At 54.5% G+C, this 17,839-nt stretch carries 16 protein-coding genes; 3 read left to right on the top strand and 13 right to left on the bottom strand.

The window, feature by feature from the left end; genetic code table 11:
* The first annotated feature begins 396 nt into the window (after positions 1 to 396).
* Together CJF39_RS21650 and CJF39_RS21645 are read left to right on the top strand one after the other, a co-directional pair.
* Entirely contained in the window at positions 397 to 1,026 is a 630-nt protein-coding gene (locus CJF39_RS21650) for a response regulator transcription factor (protein ID WP_094995251.1), read from the top strand.
* Positions 1,023 to 4,652, top strand: coding sequence for an ATP-binding protein (locus CJF39_RS21645; RefSeq protein ID WP_249275410.1), 3,630 nt, complete (start codon positions 1,023 to 1,025; stop codon positions 4,650 to 4,652). Before CJF39_RS21650 ends, CJF39_RS21645 begins: the two co-directional genes overlap by 4 nt.
* Positions 4,653 to 4,723: 71 nt before the next feature.
* Here CJF39_RS21645 and CJF39_RS21640 read toward each other — a convergent pair whose 3' ends face one another.
* Positions 4,724 to 5,578 carry a fimbrial protein gene (locus CJF39_RS21640; RefSeq protein WP_170942718.1) on the bottom strand — a complete coding sequence of 285 codons (855 nt, stop codon included), beginning with the start codon at positions 5,576 to 5,578 and terminating at the stop codon, positions 4,724 to 4,726.
* A gap of 229 nt (positions 5,579 to 5,807) precedes the next feature.
* Here CJF39_RS21640 and CJF39_RS21635 point away from each other — a divergent pair, with 229 nt between their 5' ends.
* Entirely contained in the window at positions 5,808 to 6,158 is a 351-nt protein-coding gene (locus CJF39_RS21635; RefSeq protein ID WP_141232214.1) for an Hpt domain-containing protein, read from the top strand.
* On the opposite strand, the gene CJF39_RS22895 is transcribed toward CJF39_RS21635, so the two are convergent.
* The 12 genes from CJF39_RS22895 to CJF39_RS21575 all read right to left on the bottom strand — a co-directional run bounded on the left by CJF39_RS22895 (position 6,151) and on the right by CJF39_RS21575 (position 17,625).
* Positions 6,151 to 7,002 carry a hypothetical protein gene (locus CJF39_RS22895; RefSeq protein WP_141232213.1) on the bottom strand — a complete coding sequence of 284 codons (852 nt, stop codon included), beginning with the start codon at positions 7,000 to 7,002 and terminating at the stop codon, positions 6,151 to 6,153. The two genes, CJF39_RS21635 and CJF39_RS22895, sit on opposite strands and share 8 nt — an antisense overlap.
* 48 nt (positions 7,003 to 7,050) lie before the next feature.
* Positions 7,051 to 7,605: a fimbrial protein gene (locus tag CJF39_RS21625; protein WP_094995246.1), complete on the bottom strand. Its 555-nt coding sequence runs from the start codon at positions 7,603 to 7,605 to the stop codon at positions 7,051 to 7,053.
* 11 nt (positions 7,606 to 7,616) lie between these two features.
* Positions 7,617 to 8,096: a fimbrial protein gene (locus tag CJF39_RS21620; RefSeq protein ID WP_094995245.1), complete on the bottom strand. Its 480-nt coding sequence runs from the start codon at positions 8,094 to 8,096 to the stop codon at positions 7,617 to 7,619.
* A 13-nt stretch (positions 8,097 to 8,109) separates the two neighbouring features.
* Positions 8,110 to 8,622: a fimbrial protein gene (locus tag CJF39_RS21615; protein ID WP_094995244.1), complete on the bottom strand. Its 513-nt coding sequence runs from the start codon at positions 8,620 to 8,622 to the stop codon at positions 8,110 to 8,112.
* Positions 8,615 to 9,190 (bottom strand): fimbrial protein, encoded by a 576-nt coding sequence (locus CJF39_RS21610; RefSeq protein ID WP_094995243.1) that lies wholly within the window; start codon positions 9,188 to 9,190, stop codon positions 8,615 to 8,617. Before CJF39_RS21610 ends, CJF39_RS21615 begins: the two co-directional genes overlap by 8 nt.
* 21 nt (positions 9,191 to 9,211) lie before the next feature.
* On the bottom strand, positions 9,212 to 9,973 hold the full coding sequence (locus CJF39_RS21605; RefSeq protein WP_094995242.1) for a fimbria/pilus periplasmic chaperone: 762 nt from the start codon (positions 9,971 to 9,973) through the stop codon (positions 9,212 to 9,214).
* Complete coding sequence (locus tag CJF39_RS21600; protein ID WP_094995241.1) at positions 9,970 to 12,528, bottom strand: outer membrane usher protein; 2,559 nt, start codon at positions 12,526 to 12,528, stop codon at positions 9,970 to 9,972. Before CJF39_RS21600 ends, CJF39_RS21605 begins: the two co-directional genes overlap by 4 nt.
* Positions 12,529 to 13,092: a fimbrial protein gene (locus tag CJF39_RS21595; protein ID WP_094995252.1), complete on the bottom strand. Its 564-nt coding sequence runs from the start codon at positions 13,090 to 13,092 to the stop codon at positions 12,529 to 12,531. It lies immediately after the preceding gene.
* A gap of 53 nt (positions 13,093 to 13,145) precedes the next feature.
* Entirely contained in the window at positions 13,146 to 13,676 is a 531-nt protein-coding gene (locus tag CJF39_RS21590; RefSeq protein ID WP_094995240.1) for a fimbrial protein, read from the bottom strand.
* 383 nt (positions 13,677 to 14,059) lie between these two features.
* Positions 14,060 to 16,363 (bottom strand): PqiB family protein, encoded by a 2,304-nt coding sequence (locus CJF39_RS21585; RefSeq protein WP_094995239.1) that lies wholly within the window; start codon positions 16,361 to 16,363, stop codon positions 14,060 to 14,062.
* A complete protein-coding gene (locus CJF39_RS21580) occupies positions 16,356 to 16,979 on the bottom strand; it encodes a paraquat-inducible protein A (RefSeq protein WP_094995238.1) in 624 nt (207 codons plus the stop codon). Before CJF39_RS21580 ends, CJF39_RS21585 begins: the two co-directional genes overlap by 8 nt.
* Positions 16,966 to 17,625: a paraquat-inducible protein A gene (locus tag CJF39_RS21575; protein ID WP_094995237.1), complete on the bottom strand. Its 660-nt coding sequence runs from the start codon at positions 17,623 to 17,625 to the stop codon at positions 16,966 to 16,968. Before CJF39_RS21575 ends, CJF39_RS21580 begins: the two co-directional genes overlap by 14 nt.
* Positions 17,626 to 17,839: the final 214 nt, after the last annotated feature.

Genomic DNA, 17,839 nt, shown 5'->3' with positions numbered 1-17,839 from the left:
CCATCTTGGCCTCCTGGCTTTAATGGCGGTGTATTTTACAGAAAATCGTATTTCTTGGGTTTACGTACAGAGCCTAGAACACTATTGAGCAAAATAAAAATATATTTTAAATTTCAGAAAATTCCTACCTGACATCAATCAATCAAACGGCAAACTGCCAACAGATAATTAAAAAGCCTTAACACCTTTAACAAGGAAAACAACAGATCTCCCCACACCATCACCATCACCGCCTAACCGACGAATGTTGCAAGCAGCAATCAAGCCAGAATAAATACACGGAGGGACAGAATTAACGTTTAAACTTTGCATTATTAAACAGCGCTTTGCTTTCACAACTTGTGAGCATTGAAGATAAAGCCTACAAGAACCTCTTGAGAAGTTGTAGGAGACATCATGCGTAAAGCCCTTATCGTAGACGACCATCCCTTTATTCGAAGAATCGTCAGATTGGTACTTGAAAAAGCCAACTTCCATATCGCCGCTGAAACAGACAATGGCGCCACCGCGCTGGATCTGGCGCGCTCCCATGTGCCGCATTTGATCGTGCTTGATCTTTCAATGCCCAAGCTCGACGGGCTTGAAGTCCTGAAGCGATTAAATATTCTCGGTTTGCCTATCAAAGTACTGGTTCTAACGTCAAAGGGGTCTGCGTTTTTCGCTGATCGCTGTATACGCGCAGGCGCCATCGGCTTCATTGAAAAAACCGAAGATGTCGAAGCGTTGACCGTGGCGATTAATCACGTCATGAATGGCCGCATTTATTTAAATGACTTGAATGCCAATGTCGCAACCGCTGACAACGACACCCCCAGCGACCTACAACTTATTAAAAAACTGTCTGACCGTGAGCTGCGCACACTTCAATACCTGGTGTCGGGTTACTCGAATAAAAAAATCTCTGAAACCATGCTGTTAAGCGAAAAAACCGTCAGCACTTATAAGACACGCGTCCTGAACAAACTCAACATTAAGTCCGTGGTGTACCTGGCTGAGTTTGCCAAACGCAATAATTTGGTCGAATGAAGAACGTGTCTGCCCGGCGATATCTGCCCTTGTGTTTGTCGCTGTGCATGACCTCAGTCAGTCAGGCCGGACCGGTTGATTTGCAGTTATTGGCCCGTTCGCAAATCGACATCCTGCCTCTGGCGCTAAGCGAAGGTGACCGGCAGTGGTTAAGCGGTAAAGCTGCCCTGACGCTGGGCACCTCCGCACCCGACTATCCGCCCTTCGATATCTCCACAGGCAGTGATTACTTTGAAGGCGTAACGGCAGACTATGCCGGGCTTCTCAGCCACCTGCTGCAAGTCCCGATCAAGGTGTCTCGGTACGAAACCCGGGGCGACGTTATTTCAGCGTTAAAAAAAGGCGAAATTGACCTGCTGGGGACCGCTAACGGGTATGAGATGGCGGACCCGCAACTGGTCTTTTCTTCCTCGTATGCGCTGGACACGCCGGTACTGGTGACACGGATGGGCGATGACCCAAGGGCAAAACTGCTGCCCGATGGCCTGCGCCTGGCCATGCTGTATCACTACCAGCCGGTGGAGGAAGTCAAAGCTGCGTACCCGCAAGCCGACGTGCAGCTGTATGCGTCCACGCTGAGTGCCATTGGCGCCGTCGCCTTTGGTCAGGCTGACCTGTATCTGGGAGACGCGATCAGCACCAATTACCTGATCAACAAAAACTACCTGAACAACGTTTACCTCAAGGATTTCTCCACCCTTGAGGGGCATCCCTTTTCGTTTGCCGTGCATCACCCCAATCCGCGCTTGCTGCGGCTGATCAATGCGGCCATGGCGCGCATCCCCAGCGACGAGCAGTATGCAATCCTGAGCCGTTGGGGCGTCAGCGGGATGAGGTTCGAAGGTCGCGGCCCCCTGAACTTTTCACCCGCCGAACAACGCTGGATCGATCAAAACCCGCGCCTGAAAGTCGCCATTACTGAGGATTTTTTGCCTTTCAACTTTTATGACGAGCATGGAATCTTCAGCGGCCTGGCAGCCGACTTGCTGGCCAAGATCAGTGTGCGCACCGGGATCAAGTTTGATCTGGTACGCAGCCAGTCGGTCAGCCAGTTAACCGAACTGATTAACCGGGGCGAAGCCGACCTGACCCCTGCCTTTACGCCCAGCAGCTACAGACAAGATGTGCTTAGGTTTACCAAACCCTATCTCACCACGCCCTTTGTATTGGTCACGCCATTAAAACCCGGAAGCCCTGCCACGCTGGATGAGCTGCAGGGTAAACGGGTAGCGCTGGTGGCCGATAGCCTGATGCAGGCGTATCTGGATCAGCACTATCCCGAGGTTAATCTGGTGCCTGCGCCCAACTCGGCGCACGCATTGGCAATGGCCGCGAAAGGGGACGTTGACGGCGCCATTAACTCCTTGATCAGTGCCCGCTATTTGATCAAACAGCAATACAGCGGCCGCCTGCGAATACGCAGTACCGTTGGTGTAGCCCCTGCGCAGTTCGCTCTGGCCACCAACCCCGGAGCCCACGAGCTGTACTCGATTCTGGGCAAAGCACTGACCAGTATTTCACCCGAAGAAATGGACACCATGACGAACCGCTGGCAAAGCGCGGTGGTTCTGGACAATCGCTACTGGGTCCGCAATCGGTCCACAGTTATAAAAGTGACACTGGTACTGCTGGGCATACTGACCGTGGGCATTGTGTGGATTGCTTACTTGCGCGGGCTGGTGCAAAAACGGGATCACGCCGAGCGCGCGTTAAATGACCAGTTGGCATTCATGCGCACCTTGATCGACGGCACACCGCATCCGATCTATGTGCGCGACCGCGAAGGACGGCTATTGATTTGCAACGAGGTCTATCTGCAAGCCTTCGGTGTCAGCCGCGACGCGGTCATCGGCAAAAATTTGCTGGAATCCACCTTCAGCCCCGAGGACCAGAGCCGGATTTACCACACGGACTACTTGCACGTGATGCAAGAGGGCCGTCCGGTGCTGCGCGATCATTCATTGACCTTGCCCGATGGCAAGGTACTGACCATTTATCACTGGGTGCTGCCTTACCGGGGCAGCGATGGCGCCGTCATGGGCATCATCGGTGGCTGGATCGATATCAGTGAACGCCAGCAATTGGTCGAGCAACTCAAAGAAGCGAAAAACCATGCCGACCAGGCCAACCTGGCCAAGAGCGACTTTCTGACCACCATGAGCCACGAGATCCGTACGCCAATGAACGCTGTGATCGGGATGCTTGAGCTGGCCATGAAAAAAGCCGAACAAGGTGTGGCCGACCAGGCCTCGATTAACGTGGCCTCCGAAGCTGCGCACGGATTGCTTGAGCTGATCGGAGACATTCTGGACATCGCGCAGATTGAATCCGGGCGTATATCGCTGAACCAGCAACGCACGCATTTGATGACCCTGGTTCAATCCACCGTGCGCGTATTTGAAGGCATGGCACAACAAAAAGGGATACAGATGAGCGCCGAGCTGGACCCGAAAATCAATCTTGATGTTTTGATTGACCCGCTGCGCTTCCGGCAGATTCTGTCCAACCTGCTGAGCAACGCCATCAAGTTCACCGATGCCGGTCAGGTACGCTTGAGCGTGCGGGCCACATGGTCTGAAGACGGTGAGCGGCTTCAACTCTATGTGCAAGTTGAAGACACAGGCATCGGCATTTCCACCAGCGATCAAAAACGCTTGTTCAGCCCTTTTTCCCAAGTCAACACCCGCGCGCAAAAGCCCGGCGGGTCAGGGCTCGGGCTGATGATTAGCCGTCAGCTCTGCGACTTGATGGGCGGCACACTGACGCTCAAAAGTACCGTGGGTAAAGGCACCTGCATCACAATGCAATTCGACATCGCGACCTTGCTGTCGCAAACGCCCGCCGCGCCAGCGCCCCGCGTGCCTTCACGCAATGCACGCCCGCTCAAGGTCTTGGTGGTTGATGACTACCCGCCAAACCGCAAGTTACTGACGCAGCAATTGGGGTATTTGGGGCACTCGGCGATGGAGGCTGAAGACGGCGCCCAAGCACTGAAAATATGGAGAAGCCGTCACTTCGACATGATCATGACCGACTGCGCCATGCCTGTGATGGATGGCTACGAGCTGACCCGCGCCATCCGCGCCGAGGAAGCAGCAGGTCATGGGGCGGCAATCCTGATCGTCGGTTTTACTGCCAATGCCCAAATTGGAGAAGCCAAACGCTGTCTGGCAGCGGGAATGAATGATTGCCTGTTTAAGCCCATCAGCTTGCAGAGCCTTGAAGCCCGCTTGGCAAGTGCAGACCGTACGCCTCTGGATCTGCCTAACCATGACGATGTGTCAGGCGCTAGCCCACTGATTGATCTCGAAGCCCTGGAGCATTTGACCGGGGGCGACGCGCATGCCTTGAAGAGCCTGCTGGAGCCTTTGATTGACAGCCTGGAAGACGACATGGGCGGTCTATTGAACGCATTCACCAAAAACGATTTGCCGGGCTTGAGCGAAATTGCCCATAAGGTGAAAAGTGGCGCCCGCATGATCAAGGCGACGCACTTGGCCCACTGCTGTGAAGGGCTTGAGCGGGCCTGTCTCAGCCCTGAGTGGAGCCATTTGGCGCAACGGGTTGACGAACAATACGAAGCGATGGCGCAAGTATTGGAGGTTATTGAGGTGTACCGGGTGTGAAAAGCCTTCGTCCCGCTAACAGGGCTCAGGACGAAGGGGTTTGCATTAACAAGAGACGGCCCGTCGATGACTCATGGCAAGCCCATCACCAAGGTTGCACTGCCTGTAAATGCTCCCGTCGTAGGCACGCTGCCGGGTTTACGAACGAGAACAAACTCCAGATTGTCGCCGCCCCCACTGTTGCTGATATAGGTATTGAACCAGCCTTCGGGTCTCACGAGCGCGCCATTACGCAACAACCCAGTCCCCACATTAGGATTGCTCATGTACAGGACGTCGCGGCTAAACGATGCCGAATAACCTTTCATGGTGATCTTGATGGGTAGCGTGATACCCGGATCCGGGCATGAATAATTCAAACGAACGGCTTTACGAATCGGCGTATTCGAGACGGACTCTCCGATGCGCGTACGGTCTACATTACTGAAGTCTACGGTGATGGGATAATTCCCATTAATCGTGCAGGTGGAAGGTTCAATGACAAGCCGGTTATTGGCAATAAGGTTGATACGCACAAGGGGCACCGGCGGTTTGCCCGTATTATTGGTTTGCCTTAACTGTATCGTTCCCAGCAGATCGTTAGTTTCTATATTAATTGGACTGCCCGGACTGCCACGCGTGATGATATACATATACGTATTCAAGTTAGCGGCCATGTCATAGTTATACAACGTCGCAAGGAGTATCTCCGGAACAGGCGCATTATAATCCGCACTGCGGATATTCAATCCTATGTTATAGCCCGCTAATTTAGGCCCAGGGACAATCCCCCCCATGGTGGTATGCCAGAAATCCCTGGCCGAACTGGGGAGGCCGCTATCCCGAGAAAACCTGCATTCCAGCGAATACCCCTCGAGCATAATGCGCTTTGAACTCGCTGACAGCTGCACGTGAACCTTGATATCAAGCGAATTATTGGAAGGCATACTTTTCCACTGTCCTCCATTCACCCGGCATTGTGAGGCGAACGCTGACATACCAAACAACAGTAAAAAAAAAACCGATTGTATATTTCATTTAAGGCTCTCGTTTAAGAACGCGTTGAAGTAACCATTGTTATAAGTGCCCACGCTGCTCAACATCAAAGCGAGTCAAGCGGGGGGCCGTACGCCCCTGGATCTGCCCAACCATGACGATGTTTCAGGCACTAGCCCATTGATTGATCTCGAAGCCCTGGAGCATTTGACCGAGGGCGACGCGCATGCCTTGAAGAGCCTGCTGGAGCCGTTGATTGACAGCCTGGAAGACGACATGGGCGGTCTATTGAACGCGTTCACCAAAAACGATTTGCCGGGCTTGAGCGAAATTGCCCACAAGGTGAAAAGTGGCGCCCGCATAATCAAGGCAACGCACTTGGCCCACTGCTGTGAAGGGCTTGAGCTGGCCTGTCTCAGCCCTGAGTGGAGCCATTGGGCGCACGGGTTGACGAACAATACGAGGCGATGGCGCAAGTATTGGAGGTCATTGAAGTGTGCCGGGTGTGAGATAAACACGCTGCTCACATGAAGCTTTGAATCAAGACCACTGTTTTGGAAAACGTCCCGGCTTGAGCGCCGTTGTCCGCCAATGTTGAGCCAATAGTCAATGTGGATGTCCCAGCAGGCAGGTTGATCATTTCCCCGGCGCGCACTCCGTTTACCGTGAGGGTTGTGCTAACGCCCTGCCCCAAGGGAAAAGGATTGCCCACTGATACCTGATAACGCACGCTGGCTTTATGCGTGCACTTGACCTGACGCGTTGCCTGCGCCTTGGCACCGGCAATTTCGCCCAGTTTCAATGCCCCATGATTCAAATCCACATTTGAACCAAGAATATCGCACTGGTTGGGCGGGATGGGGGGCGTGGCGCAGGAGTCGGTGCTAGGCAACGTGTAGAGTCCGGAAAACGAATAGGTTGCCCAAGCGGCGTACAGTTGTATGGTCCAGCCGGGGTCGGTCGAGTAAGAATATCCGTAGGTTCTGGTAACGCTGGTGCCATACCGGGAGACCCAAGCCTCAATAGCAGCCTCCCAGGTCATGCCGGTATTGACCGACACATTTGTATCAGTAATTTGATAACCACAGTTATACTGCGACGTACACCCCATCACCGAAAATGTTCGTCGACCGTTGTACAGTTTGGTGGCAGAAATGGGACCGAACTTACACGTCGCAGCACCCGTGCAGATCACTTTACCGGGGTAGGCGTTACTGGCCGACGCATATGCACTGGCTGTACCGGAAGCGACCGATACAATTGTCTCGGCACCGGGGAGGGGGCGACTGTCAGCGTTTACTTTATTGACAAGGTGCCAAGCATTCGAGTTCGACGCTATCCCTAGCAGTAAAGCGCCCCCCATCAAACGGAACATAACTTTATATATATTCATTTGAACCAACAAAACATGTGTTTAAAAGGATCAAGGGTAAGCCAAGGTAAACGTAGAAACGGCACGGTATTGCCCCGCCCTGATGGTTTGCTGCGCGATAGCTTTCGGCTCGCCGCGGACATACGCTTTGAACCCGATCACACTATCCCCAATGCTCAGGGCCTGCGGCTCGCTGATTACGTTCAATGGCAACAATTTATCTGAGAGTGTCTCCAGACCAATGGCGATACCGCGCGCGCGGCTGCCTGAGGCCAAGGCCAGAAGCCCTGGTAATTCTGTGTTTTCCTGACCGCTGAACGTCGTGGTCACTGAATCGGCAATGCTGATGTCACAACCCACCAGATGGATAGAAAAGGCCTGCCCTACCGTTCGGGTGTTGACGTACAAGTAGTGACTGGAAAGGTCGTCGAATCGGAGTTGCAGTGCCTCGTCGCCCGGGCGGATCGTGCAGGCTTCGGCCACCAGATTTCCTGTGAAGTTGAGGTTATCGGCCGCCTGAATCTTTCCGGGCATCATTAGAGACAGGCTCAACACCAGAGCCACAGTCATCGGCAGCCAACCACGAGCTGATAGTTCATACGCCATGCCGGGGCTCATCACTGGTACTCGGCCATCAATGTGGCAGCCGCGCTGAAACCACCAGACTTCAGCGTACTGCCCGGCCGCTTCACAGGAACAGCTTCTAATGCAGGAGGTGTCGCCGGATTGATAACGATGGGGGTATTGAGCTGAAAAGGTTGGCCATTTTGCAAAAGCTTAATCCCCAAGTCGGTGACGCTGCTCTGCACCGCAGCAGATTCAAACGAGCTAGCCGTCCCTTTGACGGTCAACACCATTTCCCACGGCAATGTGCTACCCGCGCAGGTAATCGTGTAATTCATCGGCAGACGGTAGTTGATCCCGTCCACCTTATTGACGCCCACATCCTTGAAATCAATGGTCAGGGTATTTCCGTTATTGATGGTGCACAAAGGAGGTTCAACCAGCGTACCGGTGAACGCCAGATTGGCCGATGCAGAAGCATTAATACCCGCGGTGCACAACACTAACAGGGCTAGCTGTTTGCAGATTTTCATCACTTATTCCTTCTCATTGCTGTGCCACGATCAAAGTGGCTACCGCTGAAAACCCGCCGCCCTTGAGTGTGCTCGAGACTTTTTTAATGGGTACCGCTTCCATCACGGGCAAAACCGGGTAAGTAATTTTCACGACTGTATTGACTGGCCATAAGGCTCCGTTGACATACATCCTGATGCCCAGATCAGTGTTATTTGTCGCCAATGACTGAGCATCAAAAGCAGCGCCTGCCCCCTTCAATGTGAGCGTCATCGCATTAGAGGGCGCGCCGGTGCAGGTCACGGTATAGGGCACAGAGCGTCGGTATGTCACACCGTCTACGCGGGTCGTCAGTAAGTTGTTACCAAAGGGTACTGTCAGGGTATTGCCGCCATTGATCACACACGAAGGCGGGGCCACGATGGTTCCCCTTATGGTCACGTTGAGATCCGCACGGGCAGTTTGTGTGGGTATTCCCACTAAAGCACTCCACACAACGAGTGCGTAAATGCAGCTGGATTGATGTATCTGACGTTGATTAGTCATAGTTGAGCCTGAAATCGGCCACAGCCCTGAATGCGCCATTGGTCAAGGGCGCGGAGGTTCGTGTAGGTTGGACATACCAGGTCACCACATCGCTGCCAGTGGTCAGGAATAACGGAGCGCCCCACGCGCCGAGGCGGATGTCTCGACCCAGCTCATCGGTCAGGCGCAGTCCGATGCCCGTCACCCCTTTGACTTTCACAAGCCGGGAGTTATCGGCATCGGCGGGCGCTACGAACGCCACGGAGAGCACGGGCTCGTAGGGGCTCCATACCAGTGTGGAAGTGCGCGCATCAGGCAAACCTCCGGCAATACGCCGACACTCCATAAAGCGCAGTTGAAACGCGATGGGGGGCGCCATGTCGCCGGGTTTTTGCAGGTAACTGCGCGGCACGTTGCCCAAATCAACGGTTTGGTAAGCCGAGGTCATTTCCAGAATACAAGGGGCATGGTGCAGAGAGCCGCGGATATCCAGGATGCCGTCAACAGACATGGCAGCCTCTTCTTCAACGGCCTTGACGCATGAGGCGAACACCAGCCCCAGCGATGCCATGATCGAACAAGGTTTCATGACGGTCTCCGGTAACTGCGATTATTCATTGCCCGGCGACGCTTTAAGGTCGACCGTGCAGTTATTGCCATTACACGAAAACGCCAGTGTGGGGCGGCCTCCGTAGTCGTTGATGTAGGTCAGATAAGGGGTAGGCCCCAGCGCGGCGGCACTCGGCCCAAGCGGCAGCGAACCTTTAGGCGGCACCATGACTGGCTCAAAATCGGCTGCGGTTTTGGCGTCTTTCCCACTGCGTGCGTCCACCAGGGTGACGTAGTAAGGCGTCGGGTTATTGACCTGAAAGTGGTTGCCCTGTCGGGTCAGGGTCAACTTCTCCTGCCACGGGTTCGCCAGCTCTTGTTGGCTCGGAATGATGGCGGCGGGCCGATAAAACAGCTTGATCCGCGTCTGCAAAGCGATCTGCAACGTGTTGCTTTTGTCGCTCCGAGGTGGAATTTCGCGCAGGTTGAAGTAGTACACCGTCTCCCGGTCCTGGGCGAGTAGCTTGGCGCCTGGTAACGCCTGGACCTTTACCTGGCTGTGTTTGCCAGGCTCCAGTCGTTGCACAGGCGGGAGTACCGTCAAGGGCGAAGTGATTTTGTTGCCCTGTTCGTCCTCAATCCAGCCCTGTGCCAAATACGGCAGCTCGGTATTGTTATTGGCGATGTTCATGCTGACGGCATCCTTGGCGCCGTCGAAAATCACGCGGGTCCGGTCCAGGCCAATGGCGGCCTGAGCCGGCAGAGTCAAAGCCCCCGCCAGAACGGTGAGTGCCAACGGCATAAGGCGTGTGGGAGCGATCATGAGTTTTTCTTCTCCGTTTTGTCAGGGGTGCCCACGGTGGTGGGTTCAGGCAGAGCGTTCTTGGCGGTACTGGTTTGGCACAGCAGGTTCAACATTGAACTCAGTCCATCCGTGGGAAGGTCCGCTGGCAGCGTCAGCGTGCATTGTTCGTCCTCGCCCCAACTGACGATCATCTGGTCTGCGGGCTGAATACCGCTCAAGTAGACGATGCCGCCGTCATTCACGATGCCCGTGTCCTGTTGCCGGCTGTTTTTGACGATGGCGCCAAAAGGAGGCGTTTTTCCATCAGGCAAGCGCAGTACCGCCATGGCTTTTTCACCGGCAATCACATCCAGCGTGCGGTAGCCAATGGCACCTTCGGTCAGGGTGAGTTGGGTAACGGACTGAGTGGCCTCGACGTTTGTGGGCAGGTTTTCCAGGTCGACGCTGGCGTCTGTCCGGTAATAACTGCTGATGTCGGCGATCACCGCTTTGCCGAACGTATTGGTGCGCGTCGGAGTGCCATAACCGCGAACGGGCACGTCGGGGACGCCAAGGGTGTCCACCATCAACCGCGTGCCGCCTATACTGCTGCTGCGGTGCAAGGCCGCGCCGTGAGCGGTGACGGTCGCGCCGCCCCTGGCTGACAGGCTGAGGCTGGTGTAGTTGTCCTCCTCAAGGCCAGCGCTGATATCTATGTCCGCACGGTCGCCTATGTGGCTCAAATAACCCCCGACTGAGGTGTTACTGCCAGTCAGCTGATAATGGGTTCGCTCATTCAAGCGGTCGCTGAAACGCGCTGAGTAATTGTTTTTGTTCTGAGACCGGCTTGCACTGGTCGACAGAGAGCCTGAGCGTCCCAAGGGCATGCTGAGTGAAAGATAAAGCCCGTCGCTGCTCGGCTGGTCACGCTCCTGAGTCCGGAACATATTTAGCGAGACGCTGACGTTCTTGACCGGGCCAACATTGAAATAACGCGCAACAGACAGATTCCAGCGTTTCTGGTCAGCACGGTCCCAATAAGACTGATTGCTGTAGTTAAGAAATACCGAGACCCCTGATTCGCGAAACTGCTTATTGAATGTCGCGGTGTACAGCGATTTGCTGCCCCCCACCGGGCCTCCATAATTACGTGCGTTCAGGTATTCGCTCATGCTCAAGAAGTTTTTCTCGGAAAAGCGATACCCCGCAAACGTGACCTGGCTGTCAAACTCGGCAAAGGTTTTTGAGTAGCTCAACCGGTAAGAAGCACCTGACAAGGTTTCATCCTGCAATTGGGTTTTCGCACGCGTGGCATCCAGTGACACGGCACCAAACGCCAGCAGATCTCGCCCCAACCCCAGTGACAGAGCCTTATAGTTGTTGTCGCCCAGTGCCCCGCCATACAACGACCAACCGTTACTGATACCCCATGAAAATTCACCCGTGCCAAAGACATCGCCTTGCTCGCCTGCGTGCAAGGCCGAGGGTCGCCCAGTGGCCAATTTGTAACGCACGGTGCCAGGACGCGTCAGGTACGGAATGCTGGCTGAATCCACTTTGAAGGAGTGTACCGAGCCGTCTTGCTCCTCGACGCGAACATCGAGCGTGCCCGTGACGGCATCATTAAGGTCCTGAATACGGAAAGGCCCCGCTGCCACTAACGTTTCATACAACACGCGACCTTGCTGGCTGATGATGACCTTGGCATTGGTTTTGGCCATACCGACCACTTCCGGTGCATACCCGCGCAAATTGGGAGGTAACTGATTGTCATCAGAGTTCAGGGAAGCTCCGATATAACGGAAGCTGTCGAACACATCCGAATACAAATAGTTTTCACCCAGCGTCAGGCGCGCCTGCAATGCCGGTACTGCCCGATAGGCATAGAAACGGCTCCACTCCAGGTTTTGCGTACGTTGAGTGCCATCATCATCAACCCGTCCCTGCCAGTCAGCGCGAAATCGCCACGGGCCGGCATTCGCTCCCACTGTGCCGGTGCCGCTAAAACCGAGTCGTGCCTCGCTGTCCTCCTGATGGATCGACTGCGCCGTAAGGTTGTAATCAAACAGCACCCCCGGCACGCCTTCATCCCAACGCGAGGGCGGATCCCAATTCGGGGTGGTGTATTGCAAATACGCCTGGGGCAATGAGATACGCAGCGTTGAAGTACTCAAGTCCCCGCTGACCTCCAGACCCGGCAAACTGCGGACATCCAGACATTCGGCAGTTTTCCACCAGGTAAGCTGCGCAAGGCTTTCTTTTGTGAGACCAAACTGCTCCAGCAACTCAGGTGTCAGGCAGGCTTCGCTGCCTTTGGGATCGTCATCCGGGGGCATAAAAACCACACGCTGTTCAGACAAACTCTGCGCATTTATCTGCACGTTCATCGGGTAAACACCCGGCAATATGAAACCACTGCGAGAAAACTGTGACAGGTCGATATTGGTCCGATCGTTCAAGTCCAGAATATCGGTATTAAATTGAATCTCAGCCGCAAAGGCGGCACTTCCAATTGACATCAGGCCGCCGACAAAACCCGGGCGCAACAACGCCTTGACTGCTGATGGACTCAGCAGAGTAGACAACCCATTCATTCAGTAATACTCCAGCCTGAACCGCACAGCAGCGCTATGGCTGCCCACATACATAGGTTGGTCATTGCCGACCAAACGAAGGGTGTAATGAAGAACTTGATCTTTACTGGCCGAGATTGAAACCAGTGGCATCGGCACTCCCGGCAGACTTTCCCTGCCTAGCGCATCGATGATGTGCAGCGCAACGCCCTGCGAAGTACCTCTTGCCGCGAAAGAACGACCTTCGCGGTCTGGCTCACCCTCAAAGGTCACCCTGACATGCTGCCAGTCAGGTAAACGTTCGCCCAAGTGATTGGGGTCTTGCCGGGTAAGCGAGCAACCGATTAAGCGCAAGGTAAAGGGATGTGGATCACCTTCTCCTTCACGAATCATGCGCCCAACAGGCATAGGGTCCATTTCTATGACCTGAAAGGCACTTCCCGTATCCAGCGTGCAGGCGGTATCAACGATTTCGCCACCCAATGTAACGACACCATTGCCCTGACCTGCGGCCTGCGCTGTATTAACAGAAAGCGTTAGAAGTACGAGCGATGCTGCAAACGTCGCCGGTGAAAGTACGTTCACGTTCTTATTCCCATCCACTAAACCCTGCCACCTTGCGGTGGCAGGGCACATTCTTATTGGTAAGCCAATGAGAAGTTAGTGACCGCTGTAAATTCACCCGGTTTAACAGCGTCGGTTGCCGTACTGCCTTGCAAGTAAGCACCAAAGGACAACTTCGTATTACCGTCATCCAACATTTGGGGCTTGGTCGGAGTTCCCAACACAATTTGTGCACCTGTGCCATCACGCATCATGATGCCGGCACCGCTGGCAGTACCGACAATCCCCAGGGCACCCGGTACAGCAACCGACTCAGCGCCTGTGAATTTCGTGGTAACGGTCTTGAGGGTAGATGTGTCGCAGCCTACCAGGTCGATATAGAACGGCTCAGGGCTCGCAGCGCCACCATCGGCCAAAACAGAGCGAGCCACTTGGCCCAGCTTAACGGTTTGATCAACGCTTTCTGGCTTGATGGAGCAGGCCGCTTCGATAATGGCGCCTTCAAACGTTACCGTCCCCGCCCCGGCTCCGGCAGCTTGTGCAATAGAGGCCGAGCCCGCCAGCAAGACCATGGAAGCCAAAGCAGATTTAAGTACGTATTTCATTCAAGTATTCCCATTCAGTTATTAAAAGAGTCAAGCAACTCTCATCTACAGGCCGACCTTGCGCCCACCGCGTACTTACGGGTGTATACCGGGCAACAATGAATGGCTCATAACAACACTCAGGTGTTAATGAGCACAGCCAGCACGTTTTACCGCACCTTCTTTTAAACAAAGGAAACAACAGAAAACTCAATGAGTTTTCGCGCCTTTGTTAAACCCCTGCGGTGAAAACTGATAAGAAGTTACCGCACCGTATTTAAGAACTACGTAGGAATTCTCTGAACAATTTTAATTAGTAAGACCGCTGGCAATGCCGAATGCAAAAAGGCCGCGATCAGGGGTTGATCGCGGCCTTTTAAAAGGGTGTTAGTCGTTAGGGACAGTTACTTTCCCAGGGGGATTTTAGGTGCCCACTGCAGCCATTCGTCTTCGAATTTGTCAAAAAGCGGGAAGGTCTGTTGCGGCCGCGCCGGGTTGCCCATTTTGTCGTCGCCCGGGGTGGCAAATGCAATCCCGCCCTGAACCAGGGTTTCAAGTGATTCTGTACGAATCGTGGCCCCTTTGAACAAACCAAAATCGACGCCAAAGCCACTGCTGTTCCAGAAACGGGTTCCGCTGCGCACCAATGGCGCATAGCGAGGCTCGATCAAGATGTGGATCAGTACTCGGTCCGCCGTATTGCCCAACTCATACCCGGTGACTTTGCCTACAGTGACTTCCCGATAGGTGACAGGCACACCCTCTTTGAGCGATCCGCGACGCGCTGCACTCAGTACCAGACGCAAACCGGCTTGGGGCGCTACGGCGTCAGGCGCCTGATCCAGTGCCACAAACCGGGTTTGCGGACCACGGTCTTTGGGAGCAGGTTGCACTTCGAGGTATTGGCCAGTTACCAGCGTTTCAAGGTTGGCGGTTTTCATCAGGCCCAGTTCAGGCTTCACCACCCAAAACAGTGAGCCTTCCCGGGCAATACGCTCTGGCACTTCGGTGATGCGTGCCTGCAATAAAACCGATTGAAGGTCATCACTCAAGTCAACGCTTTCGATCTTGCCGACTGTCAGCCCTTTGAAGCGTATCGGCGAGCCGGTGCTCAAACCGTCAGCACGTGCCACTTTGATGGTGATAGGCACCCCTTGCTGCATAGCGGCGTCACGATCGGTAAAGAGGCGGAAGCGCGGGATACGCTTTTGCAAAGGCGCTGTCGCCTTGGGTGTTTCAAACGCAATGCCACCGGCCATCAAGCTTTGCAGCGACTCACTCTTAACCTGTATGCCGCTGGTCAATCCGCCCGTCAATGTCACACCACTGGCGTTCCAGAAACGGGTCGAGGCGTTCACAAGCCCTTCGTATTCCTTCTCGATGTGTACACCAATGATCAACTGCTTTTTCGTGCGCGAGAATTGATAGCTCTGTACCGATCCTACTTTCACTTGCTTGTAGAGAATCGGGCTGCCTACATCCAGTGAGCCCAGATTGTCGGTGAACAGCACCATGTGCAGGCCCGGTGAACGCAAATCCAGAGGCGGTGCTTTTGGACGCGCAATGAATTCGCGCTCGGGTTTACTGCCCTTGTCACCTGGACGAATCGCAATGTAGTTACCTTTGACCAACGCTTCGAGCCCCGTAATACCCGCCAGGGAAATCGACGGTTTCACCACCCAAAACTGAGTGCCTTCCACCAGGTAGTCCTCGGCCAACGGATCCAGGGCCAACTCTGCGCTTGCACTGGTGAGGTCTGGATCAACCTTCAAACCTTTAAGGCTGCCCACCTGAATGCCTTTGTACATCACGGGCGTACGCCCGGCCTGGAGGCCCTCAAAGTCGCTGAGTTTGACTTTGACCTTGATGCCCGCCTGAGCCGCGTCAAAGTCTTCATACAAACGGAACGGCAGGTTTGGATCCGTCGGCGGGCTGTCTTTACGGTTTTCAGGGGTGGCAAAGGCAATGCCGCCTGCGACGATGCTGGCCAGTGATTCACTGCGCAGTTTCACGCCGGACAGGTTGGCGTCGATACTGATGCCGCTGGCATTCCAGAAGCGTGTGTGTTTACGCACCAGATTGGCGTAGGTCGGCTCGATGTAGACCTTGACCTCAACAGTGCTCTGATCTTCCGACAGCACGTAGCTTTTAATCTGGCCGACTTGGATCTGTTTGTAGAACACGGGACTGCCACGGTTCAACGACCCCAGGCGTTCGGCTTTGAGCGTTAAGTGCAGACCGGGCTTGGCATCCGACAACGGCGGCTCTTGCGACAGGGCTTTGAACTTGCGCGCAGGCTCGCCGTCGGCAGGACTGACCGCGATGTAATTACCGGAAACCAACGTTTCAAGGCCGGTAATACCGGCCAGTGTGACACTGGGTTTGACCAGCCAGAAACGGGTATTGGTTTTCAGGTATCGCTCGACATCCTTGTCCATTTCAACCGTGGCAATCACGCCTTTGTTGGGGCCGTCCTCATCCAGCGCCAAGGTTTTTACCTTGCCCACAGGCATGCCTTTGTAGACCACTTCGGTCTTGTTGGCGACGATCCCTTCTCCGCTTTCGAAACGCACCTGAATGTTGATCCCGGTTTCACTGTAGGCGCGCCACCCCAGCCAGCCTCCAATAACCAGCGCGATCAGGGGCAGAATCCAGATAGCCGACCAGTTAGAAGCCGGGCGGGTTTTTGCGGTAGGTAACTCACTCATGGTCGTCGTCCGACTCCGTGTTATCCCAAATCAGTCGGGGATCAAAAGTAACAGCAGCAAGCATCGTTAATATCACCACACTGGCAAAGGCCACAGCGCCGAGGTTGGCCTCTACGCTAGCTATTCGCCCAAAGTTGACCACCGCCACCAGAATGGCGATGACAAAAATATCCAGCATCGACCAACGGCCAATGAATTCGATAAACCGGTACATGATGATGCGCTGACGGGCCGATAAAGGCTGACGGCGTTGCACCGAGAACAGCAGCAAGGCAATGCCAACCAGTTTGAAGGTCGGCACCAGAATACTGGCGATAAATACCACTGCGGCGATGGGGATCATGCCGTGCTGCACCAACTCAATAACCCCTGCCATGATGGTGCTTGGGGAACCCTGACCCAGTGAGCTGACGGTCATGATGGGCAACAGGTTGGCAGGAATGTACAGAATGGCGGACGTCAGCAGTAAAGCCCAAGTGCGCATCAGACTGTCAGGGCGACGCGCATGCACCAACGCCCCGCAACGGGTACAGGTTTGCTCGTCAGCCTCTTCGTCTTGCCTATTCAGCTCGTGACACTCGGCACATATCAAAATGCCCGCATCAATCGCACGCATGAGTGTCCTCCCCTGAAAGGGCCTGCCAGATCTGATGGGGTGACATGACAACCTCTAACCAGACCTGTACCAGTAATAAACTCACAAAGCACGTCAGGCCCAGGCCAAGGCTTAATTCTGCCATGTCGGCTAATTTCACAATGGCCACCAACACGCCCATCAGGTACACCTCAAGCATGCCCCAGTCTTTCAAGTGGTGATAAATCCTGTAGATCAGCAATCCATAGGAACGGCCGATATTCCAGCGGATGCTAAGCAAGACTGCCAGCTGGCATAGGAGTTTAAGGAGCGGGATTCCCATGCTGCACAAGAACACCAACACGGCGATGCCTTGCATGCCGGTGTCGAACAGGCCGACCACTCCGCTCCAGACAGTGTCTTGAGAAGCTTGCCCCAACAGATTGAGTTGCATGATGGGCAAAAAGTTCGCAGGCACGTACAACAGCAACGCAGCGATAACGAGTGCAAGGCTGCGCTCTACGACGTTATGGCGATGGGCGTAGAGCTCGTAACCACAGCGCGGACATTGCGCTTTTTCACCGAGGGCAAGGTGCGGTTTGCGCATCAGAAGATCGCACTCATGGCAGGCCACTAACTCGTCCAGCGGTAAATCTGACACCCTGCGAGCGTCAACCGGATCTGGCATATAAGGCGTCTCTGGCTTGAAAATGAGTGCGCCTATTCTAGTGTGCGAACTACGAAATGACGCGGCCTATTTGTAGGACTTTAGGAGCACTCGGTTGAAACCACGCTGAAAAAATGAAATGCGTGCGGGGACGGGGTAAGGAGTGTCCAGCGTAGAGATGGCGTGCACGCTCTTTTTCAGCCACAAAAACAAAATCCCTGTCTGCGTGAGCAGA

It is taken from the genome of Pseudomonas lundensis, assembly GCF_002269125.1.
Taxonomy (GTDB): domain Bacteria; phylum Pseudomonadota; class Gammaproteobacteria; order Pseudomonadales; family Pseudomonadaceae; genus Aquipseudomonas; species Aquipseudomonas lundensis_A.
Note: the sequence above shows the minus strand (reverse complement) of the source record. Positions and strands in the feature narration are given on the sequence as shown.

Excerpts from the sequence above, each read along its gene's own strand:
- CJF39_RS21580 (WP_094995238.1), bottom strand. The coding sequence starts at position 16,979 with ATGCGTGCGATTGATGCGGGCATTTTGATATGTGCCGAGTGTCACGAG.
- CJF39_RS21600 (WP_094995241.1), bottom strand. The coding sequence starts at position 12,528 with ATGAATGGGTTGTCTACTCTGCTGAGTCCATCAGCAGTCAAGGCGTTG.
- CJF39_RS21610 (WP_094995243.1), bottom strand. The coding sequence starts at position 9,190 with ATGAAACCTTGTTCGATCATGGCATCGCTGGGGCTGGTGTTCGCCTCA.
- CJF39_RS21640 (WP_170942718.1), bottom strand. The coding sequence starts at position 5,578 with ATGCCTTCCAATAATTCGCTTGATATCAAGGTTCACGTGCAGCTGTCA.
- CJF39_RS21590 (WP_094995240.1), bottom strand. The coding sequence starts at position 13,676 with ATGAAATACGTACTTAAATCTGCTTTGGCTTCCATGGTCTTGCTGGCG.
- CJF39_RS22895 (WP_141232213.1), bottom strand. The coding sequence starts at position 7,002 with ATGTTCCGTTTGATGGGGGGCGCTTTACTGCTAGGGATAGCGTCGAAC.
- CJF39_RS21575 (WP_094995237.1), bottom strand. The coding sequence starts at position 17,625 with ATGCCAGATCCGGTTGACGCTCGCAGGGTGTCAGATTTACCGCTGGAC.
- CJF39_RS21625 (WP_094995246.1), bottom strand. The coding sequence starts at position 7,605 with ATGGCGTATGAACTATCAGCTCGTGGTTGGCTGCCGATGACTGTGGCT.
- CJF39_RS21585 (WP_094995239.1), bottom strand. The coding sequence starts at position 16,363 with ATGAGTGAGTTACCTACCGCAAAAACCCGCCCGGCTTCTAACTGGTCG.
- CJF39_RS21615 (WP_094995244.1), bottom strand. The coding sequence starts at position 8,622 with ATGACTAATCAACGTCAGATACATCAATCCAGCTGCATTTACGCACTC.
- CJF39_RS21645 (WP_249275410.1), top strand. The coding sequence starts at position 1,023 with ATGAAGAACGTGTCTGCCCGGCGATATCTGCCCTTGTGTTTGTCGCTG.
- CJF39_RS21605 (WP_094995242.1), bottom strand. The coding sequence starts at position 9,973 with ATGATCGCTCCCACACGCCTTATGCCGTTGGCACTCACCGTTCTGGCG.
- CJF39_RS21650 (WP_094995251.1), top strand. The coding sequence starts at position 397 with ATGCGTAAAGCCCTTATCGTAGACGACCATCCCTTTATTCGAAGAATC.
- CJF39_RS21620 (WP_094995245.1), bottom strand. The coding sequence starts at position 8,096 with ATGAAAATCTGCAAACAGCTAGCCCTGTTAGTGTTGTGCACCGCGGGT.